Source organism: Mycobacterium yunnanensis (assembly GCF_025823185.1).
In the GTDB taxonomy this organism is placed as follows: Bacteria; Actinomycetota; Actinomycetes; order Mycobacteriales; family Mycobacteriaceae; genus Mycobacterium; species Mycobacterium yunnanensis.
The window spans coordinates 398,653-422,282 of record NZ_JACKVK010000011.1 but is presented as its reverse complement, the minus strand read 5'-3'; the positions used below and the strand labels follow the sequence as shown (position 1 = coordinate 422,282).

Sequence of the window (23,630 nt, the reverse complement as noted above, 5' to 3'; positions counted from 1 at the left end):
TCAGATCGCCGTCCGCTCGGGTTGGGTGTCGACTTCGGTGATCGCGTGCACGGGGCAGTCCAAGATGGCGCGCCTGACCGCGTCGCGGTCGGTCTCCGGCACCGAGCCGTTGCCGATGAGGGAGGCATAACCCCAGTCGTCGAGCGAGAACGACTGCGGCGCATGCCGTGCGCAGGTGCCGAAACCGTCGCACACCGTCCGGTCCATGCGGATCTTCATCTACAGTGCCTCCACTTCGAAGGGCCGCCGTGCGGTGAACGCACCGGCCCGGCAGGAGTCGCATTCTGCAGCAAGGTGGTTGGAGACCACCTGCGGAAAGTGTCGTAGCACGGTGGCCGCCACGTTCGTGGCCGCGTCCAGCGTGGCGCAGGCACCCCGCCCCCGCAGGACCACCGACCACCGCTCCAGGCGTACGAGATCCTCGGGCGTGGCCCGGCCGTCGCGGAGTGCGGTGGTCACCGCCGACATCGCCGCGGTGCCGTTGAAACAGGACCCGCACTGCCCAGCGTTCTCCCGGTCGAAGTACGCCATCACCGACGCCGCGACGGCGACGGGGCACTCGTCGGTGAGGACGGCGACGGCTCCACAACCCAGCCCGCTGCCCAGCCGGCGCATCGACTCGTGGTCGAGGGTGGCGTCGAGGACGTCGGTGTTGAGCAGGCCCGTGAAGTAGCCGCCCATCAGTACACCGGTGACGCCGTCGGTCGACACGCCATGGTGGTCGAGCACGTCGGTGAGCGCCACGCCGTGCGGCAGTTCGTAGAGCGCCGGTGGTAACCCCGCCCCGCTGACGGTTGCCAGGAAGGTTCCAGGTGAGGCCGACGTACCGACTGCGCGGTAGGCGTCCGCGCCATGCCGCAGGAGGAACGGCAGGTTGGCGAGCGTCTCCACGTTTGCGACCACGGTCGGATGCCCGCCCACGCCCTGCTCGAACGGGCGTGGCGGTTTGTCCGTGGGTTTGGGCGGGCCGCCGTCGACCGCTCGCACCGCGGCTGTCTCCTCGCCTGCGACGTAACCCCCCTCTACGGTCACCACGTCGACGGGAACGTCGACGCGAGCGGTCGACAGGGCGTCTCGCAGGGCGTCGGCGGAAGCCGTGTCCGAGAGATATAGATGAGCCCGCTGGGCGGAGACGATGTGCGCAGCCAGTCGGACGCCGTCGAGCACCAGGTGGGGCCGGTGGCGCATGAGCCATTTGTCCTTGGCCGAAGCCGGTTCTCCCTCTTCGCCGTTGGCCAGGACCATGGTGGGACGACCGGCGCGGCCCGCGTCGCGGACGGTCCGCAGCTTGACGGCGAACGGGAATGCGGCACCACCGCGACCGAGCAATCCGGACCGGTCGACCTCCTCCAGCAGCGCGTCGGGGTCGTCGAGTCGTCGATATCCTCCGGCGTCGCCGTACTGCTCGAGATCCTCGAGTCCGGCGGTGGTGCGCAGCAGCCGGGGCGCGATGCCCGGCCACGACATCGCGTTCAGTTCTCGCGCCATTGCCGTCATCGGTGTCCCTTCGTCGTCGGCGCGGATAGGGTGTCGGACGTGAGGACTGCGGTGGTGCGGGTCGACGTGGATCCCACCGCGCGGCTCGAGTCCACCCCGCTACGCGAAGCCATGGTGTCCCTGCACGCCAAGGCGGCCGCGATAGGGGCCGAAGTCGTCGACGTGGACCTCGCGGCCTTGCCGCCCAGCCGCCGCCAGGTCGAAATCCTCATTGCCGGCGACGACGCCGATCGACTGAAGGCGACGGCACTTCGACTGTGCGACGACTCCTTTGGCGTTCTCGGGGCGACGCCGGCGGCGGGGGTGCTCACCTATGTGAGCCGGGGTACCGACGACGACGCGCACGGTGTGCTCGAAGGGCTGGGGCTGCGTGGTGAGGTCGACCGTACTCACGACGCCCGCGGTTGGGACGTCGTGACGGTGACGTTGCCCACCGACGCCATGGCGCGGGTACCGGAGAGTCGGGTCCAGACGGCGTTGGAGGCCTCGTTGAACTGTGAGGTCCATATCGTCACCCGGTGAGCGCACCGCCTACCTGCCGAGGAATTCGAGGATTGCGGGCGCGGCCTGCACCCATGTGTCGAACAGACAGAAGTCCGTGCCGCCGCTGGCGGCGAACTTCTCACCGGCCCGCTCCCACGCGTCCTCCGGCCATGGCGGATCGATCAGCACCGAGCCCTTGATCAGACAACTCACCTCCAACGATGTCCGCTTGGGGTGATCCCAGTCGTCCTCGCCGCCGCGAATGATCAACGTGGGCACTGAGATGTCGTCGAACGAGCCGTCTTCCACCCCTGGGATGGTCTGCCCCGGTTTGGGAACGAAGGCGTTCAGCCAGCGCAGCATGACCTTGAGGAAGGCGTCGGCGTCCAGATCGCGAATTCGCATCTCGTTGGCTGGATTCGCCGCGATCCGGTCCTGCCACTCGCCGATTGCCAGCAGTCCCGTGATGCCCGATCCCCGGACGGCCAGGATACTGGGCACCACGTAGTGCCCCCCGAGCACGAAGGAGCCGTAGACGCCGCCGACGATGTTCCAGACCACCAGCTTGGTCACCAGTTCGGGGTACAGAATCGTGGTCAGTATCGAGTCGCGCGCGCCGCCCGAGCCGCCCGCGATGATGCACGGGCCGAGACCGAGCCCGGTGACCAAGCGCATCAACGTCTCGGCGCGCATGTGGGACTCGCTGTACCCGTAGAACTGCACGTCCGAGGCGCCGCAATTGGGTCTGTCCCACAACAACACCCGGTACCCACCGGCGACGAGCGCGTCGGCCAGCGGCCGTAGTCCGGGGATGTCCTTCCCGAACCGGCCGCCCGGGGTCAAGGCGATGAGGTCACCGGAATGGCCCAGCACCTCGTAGACGACGTCGCCGCCGTTGATCTCCATTCGTTCCGCGGTCACGTTGCGGTCCAATTCCTCACGCCTGCACCAGGACGTCGTCGCCGACCACCCGCACGGGATAGGTGCGAATGCTCCACTCCGGTTTGACTGCGGTCGTCCCGGTGGCGAGCTCGAAACCCCATTGATGCCAGGGGCAGAAGATGAACTCCTGATCGCGGACCATCACCGTGTCGCCGGGTACGGCCTCGTCAACCACGTTGCGTCCGCGGGCGCGGCCAGAGCACAGCGGGCCGCCCTCGTGTGGGCAGTAGTTGGCGATCGCGTAAAAGGTGCCGTTGACGTTGTAGACGCCGACGCCGTGTCTGCCGATCGGCACCAATTTGTGAGTGCCAGGCGGGATGTCGCCCACGGTGGCCACGACGTGTTCGCGGCCCTGTGCCAGTCGGAGCGGTTGGGATTCGTCGGTCGCTCCGCCTCTGCCCGCCGGCATCAAAACACCCTGACCTGACCCTCGAGCGCCGGAACGGTCTCGGGCAGATGGTAGGTCTGAATTCCGTTGCGAAACATCACCTGTTCGCGGGCATACTCGGGTAGGTGCTTGACCAGCCAGCGGGGGTCGTCGAAGGTCCAGTGCGGGTAGTCCGAGGAATACAGCAGAATCTTCTCGCATTCCATCCACTCGAACGCCCGGCCCAGTTCGGTCTTGTCCTCCGGATAGTCCAGGGGCTGCGTCGTGAACTTGATGTGGTCCTTGACGATTTCCGACGGCTTGCGCGTGATCTGCATCCACTGCTTACGCCGTTCGTAGATGGCGTCCATCCGCCACATCAGCGGCAGAATCCAGGTGAATGCGTGCTCCACGAATACGATTCGCAGCGTCGGGAACCGCTCGAAGGTTCCGTCGAACACCAAGCTCATCACCTGATTGGCCGCCAGCAGCGAGTAGGTCACCATGAAGTCGTGGTTGTAGCTAGGCAGCCCGACCGGTGGGAAGGGCAACTCCTCGAAATGTCCACGGGACAAGTGGCAGCTCACCGTGATGTCATGCTTGGTCGCCGCGGCCCAGAGCGGGTCGTACTTCGGGTTACCCCAGGACGGGCGTGGCTCGGCCTTGATGAGCACCTGCGCCATGTAATCGTGCCCAGCCCACTTCTCGATCTCCCGCGCTGCGGCCTCGGGCTCCTCGATGTTGGCGCAGATGGAGCCACGCCAGCGTTCGTGCCAGTTGTTGTGGCCGTCCAACCAGTGGTTGGCTTGCCAGTCGTTCAGCGCCGAGCACATCGCCGTGTTGGCGCCGGGTAGACGGGCCGAGTAGGACGCCGGCTCCAAGATGGCGATGTCGGCGCCGGCCTCCATGATGAGCTGCTTGAACGCGAGATCTGGACTGCTGCCGGCGAATTCGCCGTCTGGCGGGAAGCTGTCAACACGCATGGCGTAGGCGTGTGCATAGTCGGGGGCGTCGTAGTAAATCTGATCGCCGACCGGGTGCGTGCCGAAGTAGTTGCTGCGCCATGGTTCTGGGAGATACTCGGCAAGCTCTCCGCGACGCGGCGTGGGGTGGACGTCGGAGTCGACGCACCGAACGGCGACACGCTCGGTCGCCGCCGCCCTGGGGTGGGCTGTCACTGTCACAAGGCCTCCTCGGGTTACGTCACGGCCGCGGTGGCCGGGATGTCGATGCCGTACAGCTCAGCGGCGTTGCGCCAACAGAGCTTGTCTCGCTGCTCGGCGGTGTAGCTGGCGGGCACCACCAGTTCGTTGCACTGCCAGTGCGGGTAGCTCGAGCCGAACATCACCATGTCGTCCTTGCCGGTGAAACCTGCCCATTCGCCGGCGAACGGCACATCTCCGGGTCCGTCGAGATCGCCCTGCACGAAGTACACGTGGTCGGTCAAATAATCGCTGGGCATCTTCGGAGCCCACGGCGTCTGCTCTAGATGGGGCCTACCGAAACAATCCATGCGCCACATGAACGGTGTCAGCAGATCGGCCGCGCCATCGGCCCACACGAACCTCAACTCGGGCAGCCGTTCGAACACACCTTCGGCGATCATGTTCATCAGGTGGTACAGGTAGTTCAGGGCCATGAAGCCGGCGTATTGCTCATAGGTCTGGGTGTTGCCCGACGGGGTGGGGGCCGCTGCGACGCCCGTACCCACCTCGACGTGCACTGCCACGGGAAGATTCGCCGCCACCGCCGCGTCCCACAGGGGCCAGAACTGGGGCTTGCCGTAGAGCTCGCGGGATTGCAGCGGAATGCCAATCTGCACGACGCGCGGGTGCTCGCGGTATTTCTCGATCTCGCGGACGGCGCCGGCGACGTCGTCGGGGTTGACGCGGATGGTGCCGCGGAAGCGGTCGCCGAACTCGCCGTCCAGCCACCTCGTCACCATCATCTCGTTGTGCGCCGAGGCGATCGCCGTGCCGAGGTGGCGGTCGGGCATGATGCCGCGAGTCATCGGATGCAGGACGGCGACGTCCACGCCGCGCCGCTCGAACAGCTCACGGGCCACCAGGGCCGGATCGGACCCGGGGTACTGATTGTCCGGTCCGACACTTCCCTCGACGTACTCGCCGCCTGGCGCGCCGTACCAGTCCATCTCGTAGTCAGGAAAGCCGCGGCTGCGGAACGGCTCTCGCATGAACGTGTGCCGAAGGTCGGCGTTGGACTGGCAGAAGATGTGCACGCTGGCATCGACGACCGGTGTGTGCCACACCGTGCCCGCCTCGTCACGCAGTTCCCTCACGTCATCTCGTCCTCTGCTCGCGCGTGTGCCGTTGCCTCCGCCGGACCCTAGTGTAGATCGTTGTTCTTCCCACGCAAGAATTATGTTCTCACTGGTGATCCGGGCCCGTCTGTGCTGGTGGCGCCGTCGAGTAGGACTACGGACCAGCTCCCGCGACCATGGCGCGTTCCGTAGGTGTGAGAATGTTCCGATCATCCGCGAGAATGGTATTCTCGTTTCGAGGGCGACGAGAAGTGGAGGCGGCGGCATGCTGTTGGAACTGGACGCTGATCAGCGTCTGTGGCAGGAGACGGTCCGCGACGCGGTGGCCAAGCAATGTCCGGCCTCGCTGGTACGCGACGTCGCCGAAGCGGGTGCCGACGCCGAGCCGCTGTGGAAGACCTACGTCGGCGCCGGCTGGACCGAGCTGGCAGATCCCGAGAACGCCGTCGAACTGGCGATCCTGTTGGAGGAACTCGGCCGGGCCACCGATCCGACCCCGTTCTTGGCGACGCTGACGCAGTTCGCTCCGCTGGTCGGCGATCGCTTCGACCCGCAGCGCGCGGGGGCGGCACTCCTCGACGGCATCAGTGCGCATCGTGACGTCGACGGGTGGATTCTGACCGGGACGTGCCGCCACGTCCTCGACGCGGACCGAGCCGAACGATTCGCGGTGGTGACCGCAGCCGGGGTGTTCGTCGTCGATGCGGACGATCCCGCCGTCGTGACCCGCCGTGCCGACGTCTTCGACCCAGTGCTGCACGTCGGGGAGGTCAGCTTGGTCGGCGTGCACGTCGACGACGCCGATCGCCTCGAGGTCGACGCGCAGCGAGCTCATCACGTCGCACTGACGGGAATGGCGATCACCATGGTCGGGGCGTGCCAGCGCATACTCGACTTGGCTTTGGACCACGTAAAGAACCGCCAGCAGTTCGGCGTGCCGATCGGCTCCTTTCAGGCGGTGCAGCACAAGGCCGCCGACATGCACGTCGCCATCGAGCGCGCACGCGCCCTGTCGTACTTCGCGGCGTTGACCATCGCCGCCGACGACCCACGTCGTCGGCTGGCCGCCGCGATGGCGAAGGCGTCGGCGGGGGAGTGCCAGTCGCTGGTCTTCCGTCACGGCTTACAGCTTTTCGGCGCCATGGGATTCACGTGGGAGAACGATCTGCAGTTCGCGCTCAAGCGCGCCAAGGCGGGGGAGCACATGTTGGGTGGCGCGGCCGAGCACCGCGCCGTCATCGCCGCGGAATACGGAACCTGCTGATGCAACTGACCTTCGACTCCGACGTCGAGGAGTTTCGCGCCGAGTTCGTGGACTTCCTCGATGGCAACCTGCCCACCTCCGTGCAGACGCTCGAGCGGCCCCGTTCGGTGTCGCACCTTCCCCAGTGGGCCCGTGACTGGCAGCGGTTGTTGTTCGACAACGGCTGGCTGCTGCCTGCGCAACCGCCGGAGTTCGGTGGCCGCAACGCGTCGGTGCTGCAGACCTACGTGCACCTCGAAGAACTCTGCCGGCGACGGATCTACCACAGTTTCAATCCTCAGGGCGTGAACATCGTTGCGGCGTCGCTGCTTACGTTTGGCAGCGATGAGCAGAAACACGAGTGGGCCGTCCCAGTGCTGCGCGGCGAGAAGACCGCGTCGCTTGGCATGAGTGAGCCTAGCGCCGGCTCCGACCTTGCCTCGCTGCGGACCCGCGCGATCCTCGACGGCGACGCATTCGTCGTCAACGGCCAGAAGGTGTGGACCTCCGGCGCGCACGACGCAGACTTCCTCCTGACGTTCGTGCGCACCGACCCCGACGTGCCGAAGCACAAGGGCATCAGTGCACTGCTCATTCCGACCGACCTCGAGGGCGTCGTACGCCGGCCGTTCGCCGACCTGTGCGGCCAGGAGAACGACGACTTCAACGAGGTGTTCTTCACCGATGTCCGGGTGCCCGCCGAAAATCTAGTGGGGCCGCTCAACGGTGGCTGGGGCGTCGTCAACGGATCGCTGGGCCACGAACGCACGATGATGTGGCTGGGCTTCGCCGACCGGATCGACAACATGATCACCGACTTCTCGCCGAAATCGGAACTCGAGCGCGACCAGTTCGCGACCATCGTCATGGACTACCAGGCGCTGCGGGCAATGGGTTCGATCTCCCTGGCTCGCGCGGCCAGGGGCGAAGTCGACGTCGCGTCGGTGTCGGTGCTCAAGCTCTTCGGCTCCGAGGCGGAGATGAACGCCTCGGCCAACATCCTCACCGCGGTCGGGCCCGATGGCCTCACCCATCCGTCCACGTCGGGCTCGTATGCGCACATGAATCTCGACCACTACTACGCGAGCTGGTTCGAGCGCTTCGCGCGCAGCTTCTCGGGGACGATCGCGGGGGGCACGTCGGAGATCCAGCGCAACATCATCGCCCAGCAGGTGCTGGGGTTGCCCCGGCCGGCACGCTGATCCTTCGAGGTCCCCGGGTGTTACGACGCCAGCAGCACGATCACCTGGGATTGAAGTTCGCCGAACAAGAAACCCAAGGTGGCGCCGAGCACGACGATGATCCATTCGTCGTCCTTGAACGCCGGTCGGAGAAGGTTCTCGAACGATTGCGGATCGAGTTCGGCCATCTTCGTGATCATGGTGTTCTCCAGGTCCAGCCGGCTGGCGGCGTACTCCTCGAGATGTGCCGAGGTTTCCGGCAACTTTTCGATCATCGACGCCGCGATGCTCTTCTTCATGTCCTGATACCGACGCCCACCGACCACGTCGACGATACGGCCGACGAAGCCCATCTGTTCGTCGATGGTGCGAGCGATCTCGCTCTGAATGACGTCGAAGAACTTGTCGGACATGGGTCCGGTGAGGAGGCTCTCCATGATTGCCTTCGGCGTGAATATCTCCTTGGCCATCAACGCCGCGTACCCGCGGATCACCTCTTCCCGGCGCGCCTGAAAGACACCCTGCCAATGAATTCCGGGAAGAATGGCACGTCGTTCGACGGGACGGAAGATCATCTGCAGTGCCACGTAGTCCGTCAGGCCGCCCGTGAGGAGGCCGAACAGCGGTAGGGCCAGATGCCAGCCGGTGAACCCGAACACTGCCATCTGGACCAGGCCGATGACGAATCCGAAGAGCAGGCCGGAGCGAATCAGGAACTTGAAGGCTGGTCGACCGATGTCCCGGAAGACGGTGTTCAGCGTCGCCTTGTCACGGACGAGGTTGCTGACGACCATGTGCTTGATGTCGAAGATCTGATCGATCTGATTGCGGAACTCGTTGAACATGTTGCGCGACGCAGCAGGGATCCGCCCCTCGACGTTGTCGACGACGAGCTTCTTGAGGGCATCCGGTGTGGCGTTCCACAATTGGGGCTGAAACGACGTCATCATCGTTTCCACCAGTTCCGCCGCGGCGTCGTGCAGCGGTGCACTCAACTCGTCGGTCAGCTCGTCGGGGTCGATCTTGTCGAACATCTCCTGTGGATCGATGATGCCCGCTGTCAGCGAATCCACCGCTACGGCAGCCATTTTCGGCGCCCGCTTCGGAATCTGGCCCTGCCAGCCGAGAAATGGCGGGATGCCCTTGAACTCCACGGGTTCGAACATCATCTTCACGGCAAGGATCTTCGTCGCCCATCCAACGAGCGCCGCTCCAAGGGGTATGGAGATGTAGACCCACAGTGGGTAGTTGAACGCACCGGCCATCAGTTCGGTCACTGTGCTGCCTCCCATAGCTCTTTGCCAACATCGGTCAAACGAACGGTGAGGCGCTGAATTCGCGCGGACCGGAATCCGTTGCGCGCCGCGGTCAAGGCCGCATTGACACTGGCATCGGTCAGCAGAATTTCGTAGTCATCACGCATCTCCGGCAGCTCGGGGCCGATCGACACGATGCCCAGCGCAAGCATGCGGCGCAGGTACAGCGGTGTTCGATGCGGCAGCGAGACACCCGCAGCGCGTCCGACGGTCGACGCATATTGCAACGAGAACGTCGTACTGGCACGGTGACCGGGTTCGGCGACGTGAATGACCGGGTACGCCGAGCCATCCGACAGGGCCGCGAGGATGCGTGCCTCGTCGGGTAGCAGTCCCAACAGCAACGCTCGGTGCAACTCGGCGCGGCTCTCCTTGGGAGTGGTGTACATCGATTTATCGATCAGCGTCCGCAGCGTCGACGTCGACGTCGACGTCGACGTCGGCGGTTGGTCCTGCTCGAGCGGGGCGGCAGGCTGACCCTCCTCGGCTGTGGCATCCAACGCGGCAAGATGCTCACGGACGACACGAAGAGCCGTCAGCTCGGCCTCGGTGGCTGCCGCGAGGATGACCTCTCCGCCGGGCAGGCTCTTCGCGACGTCCGCCAGGCCGTTGAGAACTCCTCCGATCCAGTTCACTGGTACCCGCACTCAACCCGCACGGCGTGCCAATTTCGTGGCGTTGTCGATGAAGATCGTCTTTCCGCGCCGACGAATCCACCCGCGTCGAGCGAAGTCCACCAGCGTCCTATTCGCTGATTCTCTGGTAGCGCCGGCAAGCTGGGCTATTTCCTCCTGGGTCAGCTCGTGGTCAATGCGGACTGAACGTCCTTCGCGCACGCCGAATCGGTTGCCGAGGTAGAGAAGTTGCCGCGCCACGCGGGCGGGAACGTCGGTGAAGACGAGATCGCAGACGTTGTCGTTGGTCCGGCGCAGCCGACGGGCTAGGACACCCAGGAACTGCTCCACCACGACGGGATTGTCGGAAACCCACGAGCGCAGTGCGTGACCGTCCATGATGACGGCCTCGACATTCGTCAAGGTGGTGACCGTCGACGTTCTCGGGCCGGGATCGAAGATGGCCAGCTCGCCGAACATGTCGGTTGGTCCCATCAACGCCACCAAGGTCTCACGGCCGTCGTCAGCCCTACGAACGACCTTGACCTTTCCACTGACGATGACGTAGAGGCTGTCGCCGGTGTCGCCCTGCGCGAATACCGTATGCGCTCGAGGAAAGCTGACCGACGTCGAATGTCGTATCGGCAGTTCGACCGTGGCTGCGGGCAGCACGAGTTCCGCGGCGTGCTGGGCTAGCACCTCTACCATGATTGCGGGACCCTTCGATCGCCAACTCCCGTATCCGTGCCCGCTACCATGTGATGACGGCATTCTCCTTGCGCTCGGTGATCGGCCGCGCCAGTTCCTGCTCGTCGCAGATCCGTTGTAGCCGCTGCAACGTCTCGTCGAGGCCAGGTCCAAGTCGCCTGCCGGGGGTGAAGGTCGCGGGCAGGTGCTTCATGCCCTGGATGACGCCGATGCTCTCGTAGTGTTGGGTCCCTGCGGGATCGCAGACGTAGTCCGGCATCCGGTCGAGCACCGCGGTGAGCATGGACTTGAACACCGTTCGGGCGACGTTGGAGCCGACGCACCGGTGCACTCCGATGCCAAAGCTGAAGTGGCGATTGCCTTTTCGGTCCAGGACCACCGTGTCGGGCTCGTCGAACACCGCCGGGTCACGGTTGGCCATCGCCCATGACAGCCAGAGCCGCTCACCCTCCTTGAACTGCTGGCCCTCGACCTCGACGTCTTCGGCAAACGTGCGGCCGTCGCCCGCCGCCGGAGTGAAGAAGCGCAAGAATTCCTCGGTGGCCGGGTGCAGCAGGGTGTCCCGCTCGCGGCTGAGCCGCTCGCGCTCGGAAGGATTGTCCGACAACCACTCCAGCGCGTGGGCGGTAAGGGCGGTCGTGGTGTCGAACCCACCGCCGATGATCAGGCCCAGGTTGCCCAGAATTTCCAGGTCCGGTGCCGGTTCGCCGTCGATTCGCAGTTGCAGCAGTGCATTCACCAAGCCGGGCCGCGGATTTTCGCGGATCTCCATCATCGTGGTGATCATGTCGATGCCCATTTGCCTGCTCATCTCCGCGACGCGAGGGGCGTCGGGTGAATGTTCTGGCGTGGACACCGAGAGGTGGGCGGGCTCGCTGTAGACGGGCCACTTCTCGAGCGCAATGCCCATCATGGCCAGCGTCAGAACTGCGGGCACGATGTTGGCCAGGTCGTCGACGAAGTCGACGTGGCCCGTCTCGATCCTCTCGTCGATCGCGGCCCGGGTGATCTCGTCGACGAAGGGCACCCATCGCTTGATGGCGGCGGGCGAGAGGTAGGGGTTCAGCGCACCGCGGTAGATGCTGTGGTCGGGCTCGTCCATCTCCAGGATGCCGCCGCGCACGACTGTGGCCCGCTGGGCGCGCGGAATCGTGATGCCCTGGTATCCCCGTCGCTCGCCGTTGAGGTCGTGATCGTTGGAGATCGCCGGGCAGCGGGCCAGTTCGAACACCTCGTTGCTTCCGGCGGCAACCCAATGGCCGTCGTATGCGTCGGTCCACGCCACCGGGCACTTGGCGTGCATCTCCTCGGTGATCTGCTGAAACCGTTCGCGATATTCCGGCGCGTGCCGGTCGAAGTGAAAGTTGTCCTTCTTGCGATCCTCGTCGCCTACGACGTCGTCGATGCTCACGGCGGTGTCTCCTATATTGTCGTCGCGCAACGTCATTCGAGGATGATGGCCTGCTCGGGACACGAGTGGGCGGCCTCTGAGACCTGGGCCTCTCGCTCGGCGGGGACGACGTCGGTGACGGGCGACGCATGACCGTCGACGTCGTCGAGCTCGAACGAGTCGGGTGCGATCATCGAACACAGGGTGTGTCCCTGGCAGCGCTGTGCGTCGACTGAAACTTTCACCGTCACAACCTTTCTCGAATCATACGTGGTAGTCGTACCACTTCAGGTAACCTCCACCGTCGACCCGCATCTGCATTCCAGTCACGTATCGCGACTCTTCGGAGGCAAGGAACAGCACCATGTTGCTGACGTCGGACGGCTCGACGTAGGGGATCCTCATGGCCTGCTGCACGCTGAACGCCGGTTCGGCGTCGGCGCGGGTGGGCTTCTCCAGATCGGGCCGGAATGACCGATACATCGGGGCGCTTTGCAACATGTCGGTGTTGCAGTTGGTCGGATGCACGACGTTGGCGCGGATTCCACGTGGAGCGAGATGGGTGGCAAGGTCGTAGACGTAGCCGGAGAGGGCGCGCTTGGAGGTCATGTAGGCCACTCCGCCGAGGTCGGCGCCCGGGTTGTCGACCTTGGCCACGTCCATCAGTGCGGCGGTGGAGCCGGTGGCGATGATCGAGGCTCCTTCGCGAAGGTAGGGGAGTGCCACCTGAATGGCATTGATGGTGCCGACCAGATTCGTGTTGATGACGTCGCACCAGGCGTCGATCTGCGGCTCGCCCTTCATTCCGGCGACGCCGGCCTGGGCGACCACGACGTCGAGCTTGCCGAATTCGGCAATGCCTTGGTCGAGCGCGGACTTGAGCTGAGCGGCATCCCGCACGTCGGCGGTGACGGCCACCGTGCGCCGGCCGGTCTTCTCGACGTACTTGGCGGTCTCGTCGAGATCCTCCGGGGTGGCCAGCGGGTAGCCGATCGACGCGATGTCCTCGCAGAGGTCGACGGCGATGATGTCGGCGCCTTCCTCGGCGAGGCGGATCGCGTGACTGCGGCCCTGACCTCGCGCGGCGCCGGTGATGAATGCGACCTTGCCCTCAACGCGTCCCATGGGGATGTCCTCTCTATTCCTGGTCTACGGCCGCACGCGGGGTCGTCAGGTGTTTCGGCCGCCGTTGACGCCCAGAATCTGTCCGGTGACGTAGCCGGCTTCTTCCGAGACGAAGAAGGAGCATGCGGCGGCGATGTCCTCCGGCCTGCCGATGCGCCGCACCGGAGTGCGCTCGATGTTCTCGGCGACGTCACCGAGGAACCCGCGGCTCTCGGCCTTGCGCAACATTGGGGTGTCGATGAACCCGGGTGGCACGGCGTTGACGGTGATGCCGGCCGGTCCGTACTCCAGCGCCAAGCTCTTGGTGAGCCCGTTGACCGCCGACTTGGCGGATACGTAGTGGGACATGTAGGGCGTGCCCGAGTGCGTGCTGGAGGACGAGATGTTGACGATGCGGCCCCAGCCCGCCTCGATCATGTCCGGCAAGACGGACTGGATGCAGTGGAAGACGCCGTGGAGGTTGACGTTCACCACCCGTTGCCAGTTGTCGAAGTCGATGTCGAGGAAGCGCTTGAAGCCGTCGAGCCCCGCCGCGTTGATAAGGATGGTGACCGGTCCGAGCTGAGCGTGGATGGCGTCGAGTGCGGTGTCGATCGCGGCGCGGTCGGTGACGTCGGCCGTGTAGGCGAAGTCCTCGTCCGAGGGGGTCAGGTCGAGGGTCGCCACGTGATAGCCGTCGGAGCGAAGCCGATTCGCGATCGCGCGGCCGATGCCGGACCCGCCTCCGGTGACGACGGCGTTCTTCACAGCATTGCCTCCAAGATACGGTCGCGGAAGGACAAGAACATGGCTTCCGATTGCGAGAACCGTACTCTCGCTGACTGTGCTGGTGCAAGAAATGATGACCATCTAACGATTCGCCGGTAATCCTCGGTCAACTCAGGGAAGGCTGTGACTAGCAGATCTTCGGACGTTTGTCTTCTTGAAGCCCGAATGTATGATTCGCGTTCAATGAGAATGAAATTTTCATCACAGTCGAGGAGGATGATGGGCCAGTCACCTACGATCACCACCGGAGAGCGCTCCGAGACGGAATCAGCGGCACCCGCTCGACACATGCTGATCGACGGCAGCCTCGTCGGGGCGCCGCAATCGTTTCGCTCGGTCAATCCCGCGAACGGCGAGATCGTGGGCTACGCCCCGGACGCGACCGTCGTCGACGCCGAGGCATCCGTCGCCGCGGCGCGCCGCGCGTTCGACGAGACCACGTGGGCGACGGACGTCGCGCTGCGGATGCGGTGCCTCGACCAGTTCCACCGGGCTTTGGTCCAGCACCGCGAGGAGTTGGCCGCCCTGACCACCGCCGAGGTCGGTGCGACCCCGGCGCTGCTCGCGGGCGCGCAGCTCGACGGGCCGATCGACATCGTTCGCTTCTATGCCGACCTGCTCGAGACGCACCCGTTCACCGAGGATCTTGGCAATGTCGAGAGCCGGGGAATGCAGCACCATCGGTGGGTGGAGAAGGAGGCCGCCGGTGTGGTCGCGGCGATCGTCGCCTACAACTACCCCAACCAACTGGCGCTCGCAAAGCTGGCGCCGTCGTTGGCAGCCGGATGCACCGTCGTCCTCAAGGGTGCGCCCGACACGCCGTTGGTCACGCTCGCGCTCGGCGAGCTCATCGCCAATCACACCGACATCCCGGCCGGGGTGGTCAACGTGCTGAGTTCGTCGGATCCCGAGGTGGGTGCCTCCCTCGTGGCGAGCCCCGACGTCGATGTCGTGACGTTCACCGGCTCGACGCCAACGGGCCGGGCGATCATGGCGGCCGCCAGCGCCACCCTCAAGCGGGTCTTCCTCGAGCTGGGAGGCAAGTCGGCGGCGATCGTGCTCGACGACGCCGACTTCGGCACCGCCGCGACGTTCGCCGCCTTCAGCATGGTCACCCACGCCGGCCAGGGCTGTGCGTTGACCTCTCGGTTGCTGGTGCCGCGAGCGCACCACGACGCCATCGTGGAGATGGTCAAGGCCAACTTCGCCCACGTGCGCTACGGCGATCCGGTAGACCCGAAGACCTACATGGGACCCCTCATCAGCGAGCGGCAGAGAGACAAGGTCGACGGCATGGTCCAGCGCGCCGTCGCTGCGGGCGCGACCCTGGTCGTCGGTGGTGAGAAGAAGGATCCTGGGTTCTTCTACACCCCCACCCTGCTCACCAACGTGGCCGTCGACGCCGAGATCGCGCAGGAGGAGGTCTTCGGACCGGTGCTGGTCGTCATCGCCTACGACGACGACGACGATGCCGTCCGTATCGCCAACGATTCGATCTACGGCCTGTCCGGGGCGGTGTTCGGCAGCGAGGATCGGGCCGTGGCGATGGCACGTCGCATCCGCACGGGCACCTTCTCCATCAACGGCGGCAACTACTTCAGCCCCGACGCCCCCTTCGGCGGGTACAAGCAGTCCGGCATCGGCCGGGAGATGGGCGTGGCAGGCCTCGAGGAGTTCCAGGAGCGCAAGACCTTCGCCAGCGTCGTCCCGGGCTCGGCATCGTGAGCCTGCCGCTGTCCGGCATCCGGGTACTGGAGGTGGCAATGTACGGCTTCGTGCCGTCGGCCGGCGCGGTCCTCGCCGAGTGGGGCGCCGACGTGATCAAGATCGAACACGCCGTCACCGGTGACCCGCAGCGCGGCCTCAGGCAAACCGGTTCACTGCGCGTCGAGGGCGACCCCAACCCGAACATCGAACATGCCAACCGCGGCAAGCGCAGCGTCGGCTTGGACGTGTCGAGCCCGGCTGGCCGCGAGGTGCTACTCGAACTCGCCCGGCGTGCCGACGTCTTCCTTACCAGCTTCCTGCCCGGGCACCGCGAGAAGTTCGGCATCGACGTCGGCGACATCCGGGCGGTGAATCCAAAGATCGTCTACGCCAGGGGAAGTGCGCTCGGCCCGCGCGGCCTAGAAGCCTCGAAGGGTGGTTACGACATGACCGCGTTCTGGTGCCGCGCCGGGACGGCGGCCACCATCACCCCGCCGGGCACGGAGGGCATGATCGCGCCGCCCGGACCGGCCTACGGCGACACCGTCTCTGGCACCAACCTGGCAGGCGGCATCGCAGCGGCGTTGCTCAAGCGGGAACGAACGGGAGAGCCGTCGACGGTCGACGTCTCGTTGCTCGGAAGCGGGCTGTGGGCGATGGGCCACACCATTGCGCTGACGTCACACCTCGACCAGCGCCTCGTCGCTCCAACACCCGGCGTGCACGGCTCCCCGGTCAACCCGCTCGCCGGCGTCTACGCGACCAAGGACGACCGCTACATCTCCCTGTTGATGATGCAGCCCGCCAAGTTCTGGGCCGACGTGTGCCGGCACGTCGACCGCGACGATCTGGTGGACGACCCGCGGTTCGCGACCGCCGCGTCGATCGCGGAGAACACCGCAGCCGCGGTGGAGATCCTCCGCGAGGTCATCTCAACCCGCACCTTGCCGGAATGGAGCGAACGCTTCGCCACACTGGCGGGCCCGTGGGCTCCGGTCCAGGACACGTTGCAGGCCGCCGCCGACGCGCAGGTGCGCGCGAACGAATACATCGTGCGGGTGGGCGATCTCGACCTCGTCGCCAACCCCGTCCAGTTCGACGTCGCCGCGCCGCACACCGGCCCGGCCCCGGCCTTCGCCGCGCAGACCGACGACGTTCTGCTCGAACTGGGCCTGGATTGGGATCGCATCATCGAGTTGAAGACCGCGGGCGCGGTCACCTAGGCGCCAGGCGACGACGTGCCTCTCGTGACCCACTTTTTACGCCGACGTGGTCGGTCCGGTGAAACGCGCCGTGGGACGGCTTCATTCGAAGGGATTCGTCCGCATCGGCCGTCGCCGCCAATCGGTCCGCACGACTTCGCCGAAGGTGCCGCGCGCCGCACCACCGTTGTGGCACAGTGCGTCAAGCCGTTTTCGTGTTTGGGTGTCTCGAGGTCGTCATGTGTGAATTGCGCTGGCGCACAACATATTGACGCTCGCGGTGATCAGCCGGGAAGGACCTGAAGCCATGGCGGTCAAGGGACCGGAGCGTTGGTCGACCGGCATATCGCTACCCAAGGGGATGTCGGCGCCGATGGGCGCGGTGGGTGGCATGTTTTCGATGGGGCTCGATGCGATCAGATTCGTCTTCGTGCGGCCGTTTCAGGGACGAGAGTTCTTGGAGCAGTGCTGGTTCGTGGCGCGAGTGTCGCTGGTCCCGACGTTGCTGGTGGCGATCCCGTTCACCGTGCTGGTGAGCTTCATCCTGAACATCCTGCTGCGCGAGTTGGGGGCGGCAGACCTGTCCGGCGCCGGTGCGGCGTTCGGTGCGGTCACCCAGGTCGGCCCCTTGGTGACGGTGCTGATCGTGGCCGGCGCGGGTGCGACGGCGATGTGCGCCGACCTGGGTTCGCGCACCATTCGCGAAGAGATCGACGCGATGGAGGTGCTCGGCATCAACCCGGTGCAACGCCTCGTCACCCCGCGCATGCTGGCATCGGGGTTGGTGGCGTTCCTGCTGAACAGCCTGGTGGTGATCATCGGCATCCTGGGTGGTTACTTCTTCTCGGTGTTCGTCCAGGACGTCAACCCCGGCGCGTTCGCCGCGGGAATCACCCTGCTCACCGGCGTCCCGGAGGTCGTCATCTCCTGCGTCAAGGCGGCATTGTTCGGTCTATTCGCCGGGCTCATTGCCTGTTACCGCGGACTGACCATCACCGGTGGCGGCGCCAAGGCCGTCGGCAATGCGGTCAACGAGACCGTGGTGTTCGCCTTCATGGCCCTGTTCGTGATCAACGTGGTGGTCACCGCCATCGGCATCCAGTTGACGGCGAGGTAGGCGCGTCATGGGCACGTTGCAGGTGGTGCGCAGTCGGTTCCCGCGGCTGGTGAGCACGGTCAACAGTCCGATCGGCAGGCTGAGCCGGATCGGTGAACAGACCTTGTTCTTTGGCAAGGCGCTCGGCGGAACGCCGCGGGCGGCTGCGCACTTCCGTACCGAGGTCGTGCGCCTGATCGCCGAGATCTCCATGGGCGCTGGCGTCCTGGCCATGATCGGCGGCACCCTGGTGATCGTCGGCTTTCTGACCCTGGCCACCGGCGGCACGCTTGCCGTACAGGGGTACTCGTCGTTGGGCAACATCGGCATCGAGGCCCTGACCGGCTTCCTCGCCGCCTTCATCAACGTCCGCATCGCCGCCCCGGTGGTGGCCGGCATCGGGCTGGCCGCCACCTTCGGCGCCGGGGTGACCGCGCAATTGGGTGCGATGCGGATCAACGAGGAAATCGACGCCCTGGAGACGATGGGAATCCCGCCCATCGAATACCTGGTGTCCACCCGCATCGTGGCGGGAATGCTCGCCATCACCCCGCTCTACTCGATCGCGGTCATCCTGTCCTTTCTTGCCTCGCGGTTCACCACCGTGGTGCTCTTCGGCCAATCGGGCGGCCTGTACGACCACTACTTCGGCACCTTCCTCAACCCCGTCGACCTGCTGTGGTCGTTCCTGCAGGCGCTGCTGATGGCGTTGGCGATCCTTCTGGTGCACACCTACTACGGCTTCTACGCCAGTGGCGGACCGTCGGGGGTGGGCGTGGCCGTCGGCAACGCCGTGCGCACCTCACTGATCATCGTCGTGTCGGTCACCCTGCTCATCTCCCTGGCCGTGTACGGCTCCAACGGCCACTTCAACTTGTCGGGATAGGCGGATGGCACCAATGTCGAGCACGACCGTACGTCCCCTCGTGGGACTGGGCACCGTCGTCGTGATCGTCGCGGTCGTCGTGTTCGCGATCGTGATGTTCCTGGGGGGCTTCGGTCAGACCGTCGCGGTGACCGTAATCTCCGAACGGGCCGGACTGGTCATGAATCCCGAGGCCAAGGTCCAAATGCGTGGCGTCCAGGTCGGTCAGGTCGAATCCATCGAGACCCGCCCCGACGGAAAGGCCGTCCTCCATTTGGCGATGGACCCCGACGAGCTTCGGAACATCCCGTCCAACGTCCTCGTCGACGTCAGTTCGTCGACGGTCTTCGGCGCCAAGTCAGTCCAGCTGGCCGAGCCGCCGGATCCGTCGTCGACGCCGTTGGCAGCCGGGGCTGAGATCTCCGTCGACCACGTGACCGTGGAGACTAATACCGTTTTCCAACAGCTGAATTCGGTGCTCAACGCCGTCGACCCGGTCAAGTTGAACCAGACCCTGGGGGCCGTCTCCGGTGCCCTGCGCGGCCGTGGCGAGAAGCTCGGTCAGACCGTCACCGACCTTGATCGATTCTCGCAGAATCTCAACCCCAGCATGGCCAATGTCAGCCGCGACCTGGAGGTGGCGCCCGTCGTGGTGAACGCCTACGCCGACGCCGCACCCGATCTCGTCGACGTGTTGGCCAACACGACGAAGGTGAGCGACACGATCGTCGACCAGGCCCAGGCAATCGACGTCTTCCTGCTCAGCTCGATTGGTCTGGCCGAGACCGGGCAGGACGTGCTGGGAACGAACCGCCAGGCGCTCACCGACCTGCTGCGCATGCTGGTGCCGACGACGTCGGTGGCCAGCAAGTACAGCGACAACTTGCGTTGTGGTGTCCAGGGTTTGGCCGCCTTCACCAAGACCCCGCCTTTCGACAACGCTGGACTGAACATTTCGGCGACGTTCACCCTGGGCGTCGACCGTTACCGCTACCCGTCGGACCTTCCGAAGGTCGCCGCGAAGAGCGGAACGTCGTGTACCGAGCAGATGCTGCCGGTCGTGCCGAACGGCAAGCGGCCGCCGTTCCTGGTGACCGACGTCGGCGCGAACCCCTGGAGGTTCGGCAACCAGGGCATCCTGGTCAACTCCGACGGACTCAAGCAGGCCCTCTTCGGGCCGCTCGAGGGACCACCGCGGAACACCTCGCAGGTAGGGATGCCCGGATGAGCGGGTCGCGGGGAATGATCGTGAAGTTCGGCGTCTTCGCGTCGGTCATGGCGCTGCTCACCGTGTGCCTCTTCTTCACCTTCGGGCAGTACCGCACCGGGTCGAACAACGGCTACTCGGCGGTGTTCACCGACGCCTCCCGGCTGAAGCCGGGTGACTCGGTGCGAGTGGCCGGCATCCGGGTCGGCACGGTCACCGACGTGTCGCTGCAATCGGACCGTCAGGTCGTCGTCGACTTCGACGCTGATCGCGGCATTGGATTGACCGATGGGACCAGGGCGCAGATCCGCTATTTGAACCTCACCGGCGACCGCTTCGTCGACCTCGTCGACGGCCCCGGCTCGACGGCGACGTTGCCGCCTGGCGCCCAGATCCCGGTCAGTCGGACCGCCCCGGCGCTCGACCTCGACCTGTTGCTCAGCGGTCTCAAGCCCGTCGTCCAGGGTCTCAACCCCCAGGACGTCAACGCGTTGACGGCCTCTCTCGTGCAAGTGTTCCAGGGCGAGGGCGGCACGCTGGATTCCCTGCTGTCGAAGACGTCGTCGTTCACCAGAACGGTGGCCGACGACGACAAGACGGTCCAGGCCCTCGTCGACGACCTGAAGACGACCTTGGGCACGATCGCCGAGGACGGCGACCAATTCGGCGGCGCGATCGACCGGCTGGAGAAGTTGGTCAGCGGGTTGGCGCAGGACCGCGATCCGATAGGAACGGCCATCACGTCGCTGGACAATGGCACGGCGTCGCTGACCGACCTACTGGCACAGGCTCGGCCACCGCTTGCCGCCACCGTCGAACAGCTGAACCGCCTCGCTCCGAACCTCGAAGGAGGCAAGGGTTTCCTCGATGGAGCGCTACAGCGCGCACCGGGCAACTACCGCAAGTTGGCGCGCGTCGGGGCCTACGGATCCTTTGTGCAGTACTACATCTGCGGACTCCAGGTCCGCGTCACCGATCTGCAGGGTAGGGCGTCGCTGTTCCCGTTCATCAAACAGGAAAACGGAAGGTGTGCTGAGCCCTGATGCTGAAGTACCGCGCCAGTGCACGCCTGATCAGAGCCGGCTTCGTCGGGGTGGTGCTCGCAGTCCTGGTCATCGCAGTCGGGCTACAACCCGAGAGGTTGTTCTCGTATGCCACCTCGTTGAAGTACCAGGCGCTCTTCACCGAGGCCGGCGGCATCTACGTCGGCAACGACGTGACCATGTCGGGCCTCAAGGTCGGCTCGGTCACGAGTATCTCCCTCGACGACGGCGACGCCCTGGTCGGCTTCACCGTGCAGAGCAAGTATCCGCTGGGATCGGAGACCTCCGCCCACATTCGCACGGGATCGCTTCTCGGCCAACGTGTCCTCACGCTGGACTCGAGCGGGAGCGAGGCCCTGAACCGGGCCGATCCGATCCCGGTGTCCCGGACGTCGTCGCCGTACTCGCTGAGCGACGCCGTCGGCGAGCTCACCACCAACACTGCCGGGACCGACACCCAGCAATTGAACTTGTCGCTGGACACCCTGTCCGAGACCCTCGACCAAGTGGCCCCTCGGCTCGGCCCGACGTTCGACGGCCTGACCCGACTGTCGCGCGCACTGAACGGCCGCAACGAGAGTCTGCGCGATTTGCTGCAAGCCGCCTCGAACGTCACCGGCATCCTCGCCCAACGCAGCCAGCAGGTGAACAGCCTGATCCTGAACGCCAACGTTTTGCTCGGCGTGCTGGTGGAGCGCCGGCAGGCGATCGTCGACCTGCTGGCCAACACCTCCGCGGTGTCCCAACAACTCGTCGGCCTCGTGGCGGACAACGAAAAGGCGCTCGCGCCAACGCTGGAACGACTGAACAAGGTCAACGAGGTACTCATCCGCAACCGAGACAACATCGCCAAGGCACTTCCCGGTCTGGCGAAGTACCAGTTGACCCAAAGCGAGGCCGTCTCCAGCGGGCCCTACTACATCGCCTACGTGCCCAACGTCGCCTTTGGGCAGTATCTGCAGCCCTTCCTGGACTACGCATTTGGCTTCCGCCGCGGACCGTTCGGTTCCGGGGCACCCCCCACCACACCGGAGACCGGTCCCCGGGCAGAGGTTCCGCTGCCGTACAACGCCGTTCCGGGTGGATCACGATGACCGCCGCGACACGGCGCTGGTTGACACCTGCCGTTGCCGTGGCACTGGCGGTGGCGCTGATCGGTGGGGGGTTCTTGGCGGTCCGAGCCGCGTTCTTCGCCCCGGCGACGATCACCGCCTTCTTCACGACGGCCACCTCCATCTATCCCGGCGACGACGTCAAGGTCGCGGGGGTGAAGGTCGGGACGATCGACTCGATCGATCCGCAGGGCACCCAGGCGAAGATCGTCATGAGCGTCGACCGCTCCGTGTCGGTGCCTGCCGACGCCAAGGCGGTGATCGTCGCTCAGAATTTGATCGCCGCCAGGTACGTGCAGCTGACACCGGCCTATCGGTCGTCCGGTCCGAAGATGGCCGACGGAGCCGTGATTCCGTTGGACCGCACGGCCGTTCCCGTGGAATGGGACGAGGTGAAACGGCAACTCGAGCGGCTGGCGACGGACCTGGGGCCGACGAGCGACGTGTCGACGTCCTCGGTGGGTCGATTCATCGACAGCGCGGCGAACGCGCTGGATGGCAACGGCGACAAGCTTCGTCAGACGCTGGCCCAGCTCGCGGGGGTGGGACGCATTCTGGCCGACGGGAGCGGCAACTTCATCGGCACCGTCAAGAACCTTCAGATCTTCGTCACGGCACTGCGGGACAGCAACGAGCAGATCGTATCCTTCAACGATCGGCTGGCGTCGCTGTCCAGCGTGCTGGACGGCAGCAAGGACGATCTCGACGCAGCGCTGACGAATCTGGCGGCCGCCATTCACGAGGTGACGCGATTCGTGCAGGGCACCAGAAATCAGACCGTCGAGCAGGTTCGGGGACTGGCTCAGATCACCCAGACGCTGGTGGACTCCAAGGACGACCTCGAACAGGTCTTGCACGTCACGCCCAACGCGTTCGCCAACGCCTACAACATCTACGACCCCGACCTCGGCGCGGTGCGGGGAGCATTCTCCATCCCGAATCTCGCGAACCCCATGCAATTCGTGTGCGGCATGATCGGAGCGACCGCCAACAGCACCGCACCCGAGACCGCGAAGCTCTGCAACGACTACCTCGGACCGGCCCTGCGGCTGCTGAACCTCAATTACATTCCGGTTCCGATCAATCCGTATCTGGCGAAGTCGGCCAGTCCGGACCATGTCATCTACGCCGATCCCGCCCTGGCGCCTGGCGGCAGCGGTGGGGCGCCCTCGGCGCCGGAGATTCCCCCTTCGGTGTCGGCCTACACGGGCCTCGACGGCGACGTCCCGCCGCCGCCGGGGATGGGCCCGCCGGGTGTGCCGCTTCCGGTGAACGACCGCCTTCCCGTGGCCCCGTTCCCGGCCTTGTATCCAGGAGCGCCGGTGCCAACGGATCCGCCGCAAATCCTGCCGGGCAATGCGTCACCCCCACCGGCCGCCGGCCCGCCGAGCCTGCCCCAGGTTCTTCTTCCCGCCGAAGGTCCGTCAAGCTCCGTTCCGGGCCCACCACCGGTCGAGGGGACACCGCCGTCATGAGATCGAGG

24 protein-coding genes are annotated in these 23,630 nt (G+C 65.6%); 11 read left to right on the top strand and 13 right to left on the bottom strand.

Annotated features, from left to right (window positions below):
• Together H7K45_RS21740 and H7K45_RS21735 are read right to left on the bottom strand one after the other, a co-directional pair.
• On the bottom strand, window positions 1–219 hold the full coding sequence (locus tag H7K45_RS21740; RefSeq protein ID WP_263998034.1) for a ferredoxin: 219 nt from the start codon (window positions 217–219) through the stop codon (window positions 1–3).
• Window positions 220–1,497 carry an NADH-ubiquinone oxidoreductase-F iron-sulfur binding region domain-containing protein gene (locus H7K45_RS21735; protein ID WP_263998033.1) on the bottom strand — a complete coding sequence of 426 codons (1,278 nt, stop codon included), beginning with the start codon at window positions 1,495–1,497 and terminating at the stop codon, window positions 220–222.
• A gap of 39 nt (window positions 1,498–1,536) precedes the next feature.
• On the opposite strand from H7K45_RS21735, the gene H7K45_RS21730 reads away from it, so the two are divergent.
• Window positions 1,537–2,019 carry a hypothetical protein gene (locus H7K45_RS21730; RefSeq protein ID WP_263998032.1) on the top strand — a complete coding sequence of 161 codons (483 nt, stop codon included), beginning with the start codon at window positions 1,537–1,539 and terminating at the stop codon, window positions 2,017–2,019.
• 9 nt (window positions 2,020–2,028) lie between these two features.
• Here the strand turns inward: H7K45_RS21730 and H7K45_RS21725 are convergent, their stop codons facing one another.
• Genes H7K45_RS21725 through H7K45_RS21710 form a run of 4 tightly spaced genes read right to left on the bottom strand, consistent with a single transcriptional unit; the run spans window position 2,029 to window position 5,588 of the window.
• On the bottom strand, window positions 2,029–2,886 hold the full coding sequence (locus tag H7K45_RS21725) for an alpha/beta fold hydrolase (RefSeq protein WP_263998400.1): 858 nt from the start codon (window positions 2,884–2,886) through the stop codon (window positions 2,029–2,031).
• Between the two features lie 31 nt (window positions 2,887–2,917).
• Entirely contained in the window at window positions 2,918–3,331 is a 414-nt protein-coding gene (locus tag H7K45_RS21720) for a Rieske (2Fe-2S) protein (protein ID WP_263998031.1), read from the bottom strand.
• Window positions 3,331–4,473 carry an amidohydrolase family protein gene (locus H7K45_RS21715; protein ID WP_263998030.1) on the bottom strand — a complete coding sequence of 381 codons (1,143 nt, stop codon included), beginning with the start codon at window positions 4,471–4,473 and terminating at the stop codon, window positions 3,331–3,333. Before H7K45_RS21715 ends, H7K45_RS21720 begins: the two co-directional genes overlap by 1 nt.
• 14 nt (window positions 4,474–4,487) lie before the next feature.
• Window positions 4,488–5,588 (bottom strand): amidohydrolase family protein, encoded by a 1,101-nt coding sequence (locus H7K45_RS21710; protein ID WP_263998029.1) that lies wholly within the window; start codon window positions 5,586–5,588, stop codon window positions 4,488–4,490.
• 247 nt (window positions 5,589–5,835) lie between these two features.
• Here H7K45_RS21710 and H7K45_RS21705 point away from each other — a divergent pair, with 247 nt between their 5' ends.
• The gene (locus tag H7K45_RS21705) at window positions 5,836–6,834 is read left to right on the top strand and encodes an acyl-CoA dehydrogenase family protein (RefSeq protein ID WP_263998028.1); all 999 of its coding nucleotides are present in this window, start codon (window positions 5,836–5,838) and stop codon (window positions 6,832–6,834) included.
• On the top strand, window positions 6,834–8,015 hold the full coding sequence (locus H7K45_RS21700) for an acyl-CoA dehydrogenase family protein (protein WP_263998027.1): 1,182 nt from the start codon (window positions 6,834–6,836) through the stop codon (window positions 8,013–8,015). Before H7K45_RS21705 ends, H7K45_RS21700 begins: the two co-directional genes overlap by 1 nt.
• Before the next feature lie 20 nt (window positions 8,016–8,035).
• On the opposite strand, the gene H7K45_RS21695 is transcribed toward H7K45_RS21700, so the two are convergent.
• The 7 genes from H7K45_RS21695 to H7K45_RS21665 are packed head-to-tail and all read right to left on the bottom strand — an operon-like array spanning window position 8,036 to window position 13,894.
• Entirely contained in the window at window positions 8,036–9,271 is a 1,236-nt protein-coding gene (locus tag H7K45_RS21695; RefSeq protein ID WP_263998026.1) for a DUF445 domain-containing protein, read from the bottom strand.
• Window positions 9,268–9,945, bottom strand: a complete 678-nt coding sequence (locus H7K45_RS21690) for an Abi-alpha family protein (protein WP_263998025.1) — start codon at window positions 9,943–9,945, stop codon at window positions 9,268–9,270. The genes H7K45_RS21695 and H7K45_RS21690 overlap by 4 nt, the downstream gene beginning before the upstream one ends.
• A 12-nt stretch (window positions 9,946–9,957) precedes the next feature.
• Window positions 9,958–10,632 (bottom strand): Crp/Fnr family transcriptional regulator, encoded by a 675-nt coding sequence (locus tag H7K45_RS21685; protein ID WP_263998023.1) that lies wholly within the window; start codon window positions 10,630–10,632, stop codon window positions 9,958–9,960.
• A gap of 43 nt (window positions 10,633–10,675) precedes the next feature.
• On the bottom strand, window positions 10,676–12,043 hold the full coding sequence (locus H7K45_RS21680; protein ID WP_263998022.1) for a cytochrome P450: 1,368 nt from the start codon (window positions 12,041–12,043) through the stop codon (window positions 10,676–10,678).
• 32 nt (window positions 12,044–12,075) lie between these two features.
• The gene (locus H7K45_RS21675) at window positions 12,076–12,267 is read right to left on the bottom strand and encodes a ferredoxin (RefSeq protein WP_263998020.1); all 192 of its coding nucleotides are present in this window, start codon (window positions 12,265–12,267) and stop codon (window positions 12,076–12,078) included.
• A gap of 19 nt (window positions 12,268–12,286) precedes the next feature.
• Window positions 12,287–13,147 carry a mycofactocin-coupled SDR family oxidoreductase gene (locus H7K45_RS21670; protein WP_263998019.1) on the bottom strand — a complete coding sequence of 287 codons (861 nt, stop codon included), beginning with the start codon at window positions 13,145–13,147 and terminating at the stop codon, window positions 12,287–12,289.
• Between the two features lie 45 nt (window positions 13,148–13,192).
• On the bottom strand, window positions 13,193–13,894 hold the full coding sequence (locus H7K45_RS21665; protein WP_263998018.1) for an SDR family NAD(P)-dependent oxidoreductase: 702 nt from the start codon (window positions 13,892–13,894) through the stop codon (window positions 13,193–13,195).
• A gap of 240 nt (window positions 13,895–14,134) precedes the next feature.
• Here H7K45_RS21665 and H7K45_RS21660 point away from each other — a divergent pair, with 240 nt between their 5' ends.
• The 8 genes from H7K45_RS21660 (at window position 14,135) to H7K45_RS21625 (ending at window position 23,622) form a co-directional block, all read left to right on the top strand.
• Window positions 14,135–15,640, top strand: coding sequence for an aldehyde dehydrogenase family protein (locus tag H7K45_RS21660; protein ID WP_263998017.1), 1,506 nt, complete (start codon window positions 14,135–14,137; stop codon window positions 15,638–15,640).
• A gap of 38 nt (window positions 15,641–15,678) precedes the next feature.
• The gene (locus tag H7K45_RS21655) at window positions 15,679–16,845 is read left to right on the top strand and encodes a CaiB/BaiF CoA transferase family protein (protein WP_372512623.1); all 1,167 of its coding nucleotides are present in this window, start codon (window positions 15,679–15,681) and stop codon (window positions 16,843–16,845) included.
• Window positions 16,846–17,131: 286 nt separating this feature from the next.
• On the top strand, window positions 17,132–17,941 hold the full coding sequence (locus H7K45_RS21650; RefSeq protein WP_263998015.1) for an MlaE family ABC transporter permease: 810 nt from the start codon (window positions 17,132–17,134) through the stop codon (window positions 17,939–17,941).
• A 7-nt stretch (window positions 17,942–17,948) separates the two neighbouring features.
• Window positions 17,949–18,806 carry an MlaE family ABC transporter permease gene (locus tag H7K45_RS21645; protein WP_263998014.1) on the top strand — a complete coding sequence of 286 codons (858 nt, stop codon included), beginning with the start codon at window positions 17,949–17,951 and terminating at the stop codon, window positions 18,804–18,806.
• Window positions 18,807–18,819: 13 nt separating this feature from the next.
• Complete coding sequence (locus H7K45_RS21640) at window positions 18,820–20,013, top strand: MCE family protein (protein ID WP_263998013.1); 1,194 nt, start codon at window positions 18,820–18,822, stop codon at window positions 20,011–20,013.
• A complete protein-coding gene (locus H7K45_RS21635; RefSeq protein WP_263998012.1) occupies window positions 20,010–21,035 on the top strand; it encodes an MCE family protein in 1,026 nt (341 codons plus the stop codon). The genes H7K45_RS21640 and H7K45_RS21635 overlap by 4 nt, the downstream gene beginning before the upstream one ends.
• Window positions 21,035–22,129: an MCE family protein gene (locus H7K45_RS21630; RefSeq protein WP_263998011.1), complete on the top strand. Its 1,095-nt coding sequence runs from the start codon at window positions 21,035–21,037 to the stop codon at window positions 22,127–22,129. Before H7K45_RS21635 ends, H7K45_RS21630 begins: the two co-directional genes overlap by 1 nt.
• Complete coding sequence (locus H7K45_RS21625) at window positions 22,126–23,622, top strand: MCE family protein (RefSeq protein WP_263998010.1); 1,497 nt, start codon at window positions 22,126–22,128, stop codon at window positions 23,620–23,622. The genes H7K45_RS21630 and H7K45_RS21625 overlap by 4 nt, the downstream gene beginning before the upstream one ends.
• Window positions 23,623–23,630: the final 8 nt, after the last annotated feature.

Bases quoted from the DNA above. Each gene is read 5' to 3' on its own strand.
- H7K45_RS21740 (WP_263998034.1), bottom strand. From the start codon at position 219: ATGAAGATCCGCATGGACCGGACGGTGTGCGACGGTTTCGGCACCTGC.
- H7K45_RS21655 (WP_372512623.1), top strand. From the start codon at position 15,679: ATGTACGGCTTCGTGCCGTCGGCCGGCGCGGTCCTCGCCGAGTGGGGC.
- H7K45_RS21625 (WP_263998010.1), top strand. From the start codon at position 22,126: ATGACCGCCGCGACACGGCGCTGGTTGACACCTGCCGTTGCCGTGGCA.
- H7K45_RS21720 (WP_263998031.1), bottom strand. From the start codon at position 3,331: ATGCCGGCGGGCAGAGGCGGAGCGACCGACGAATCCCAACCGCTCCGA.
- H7K45_RS21635 (WP_263998012.1), top strand. From the start codon at position 20,010: ATGAGCGGGTCGCGGGGAATGATCGTGAAGTTCGGCGTCTTCGCGTCG.
- H7K45_RS21705 (WP_263998028.1), top strand. From the start codon at position 5,836: ATGCTGTTGGAACTGGACGCTGATCAGCGTCTGTGGCAGGAGACGGTC.
- H7K45_RS21630 (WP_263998011.1), top strand. From the start codon at position 21,035: ATGCTGAAGTACCGCGCCAGTGCACGCCTGATCAGAGCCGGCTTCGTC.
- H7K45_RS21640 (WP_263998013.1), top strand. From the start codon at position 18,820: ATGTCGAGCACGACCGTACGTCCCCTCGTGGGACTGGGCACCGTCGTC.
- H7K45_RS21700 (WP_263998027.1), top strand. From the start codon at position 6,834: ATGCAACTGACCTTCGACTCCGACGTCGAGGAGTTTCGCGCCGAGTTC.
- H7K45_RS21670 (WP_263998019.1), bottom strand. From the start codon at position 13,147: ATGGGACGCGTTGAGGGCAAGGTCGCATTCATCACCGGCGCCGCGCGA.
- H7K45_RS21650 (WP_263998015.1), top strand. From the start codon at position 17,132: ATGGCGGTCAAGGGACCGGAGCGTTGGTCGACCGGCATATCGCTACCC.
- H7K45_RS21660 (WP_263998017.1), top strand. From the start codon at position 14,135: ATGGGCCAGTCACCTACGATCACCACCGGAGAGCGCTCCGAGACGGAA.
- H7K45_RS21685 (WP_263998023.1), bottom strand. From the start codon at position 10,632: ATGGTAGAGGTGCTAGCCCAGCACGCCGCGGAACTCGTGCTGCCCGCA.
- H7K45_RS21725 (WP_263998400.1), bottom strand. From the start codon at position 2,886: ATGGAGATCAACGGCGGCGACGTCGTCTACGAGGTGCTGGGCCATTCC.
- H7K45_RS21645 (WP_263998014.1), top strand. From the start codon at position 17,949: ATGGGCACGTTGCAGGTGGTGCGCAGTCGGTTCCCGCGGCTGGTGAGC.
- H7K45_RS21735 (WP_263998033.1), bottom strand. From the start codon at position 1,497: ATGACGGCAATGGCGCGAGAACTGAACGCGATGTCGTGGCCGGGCATC.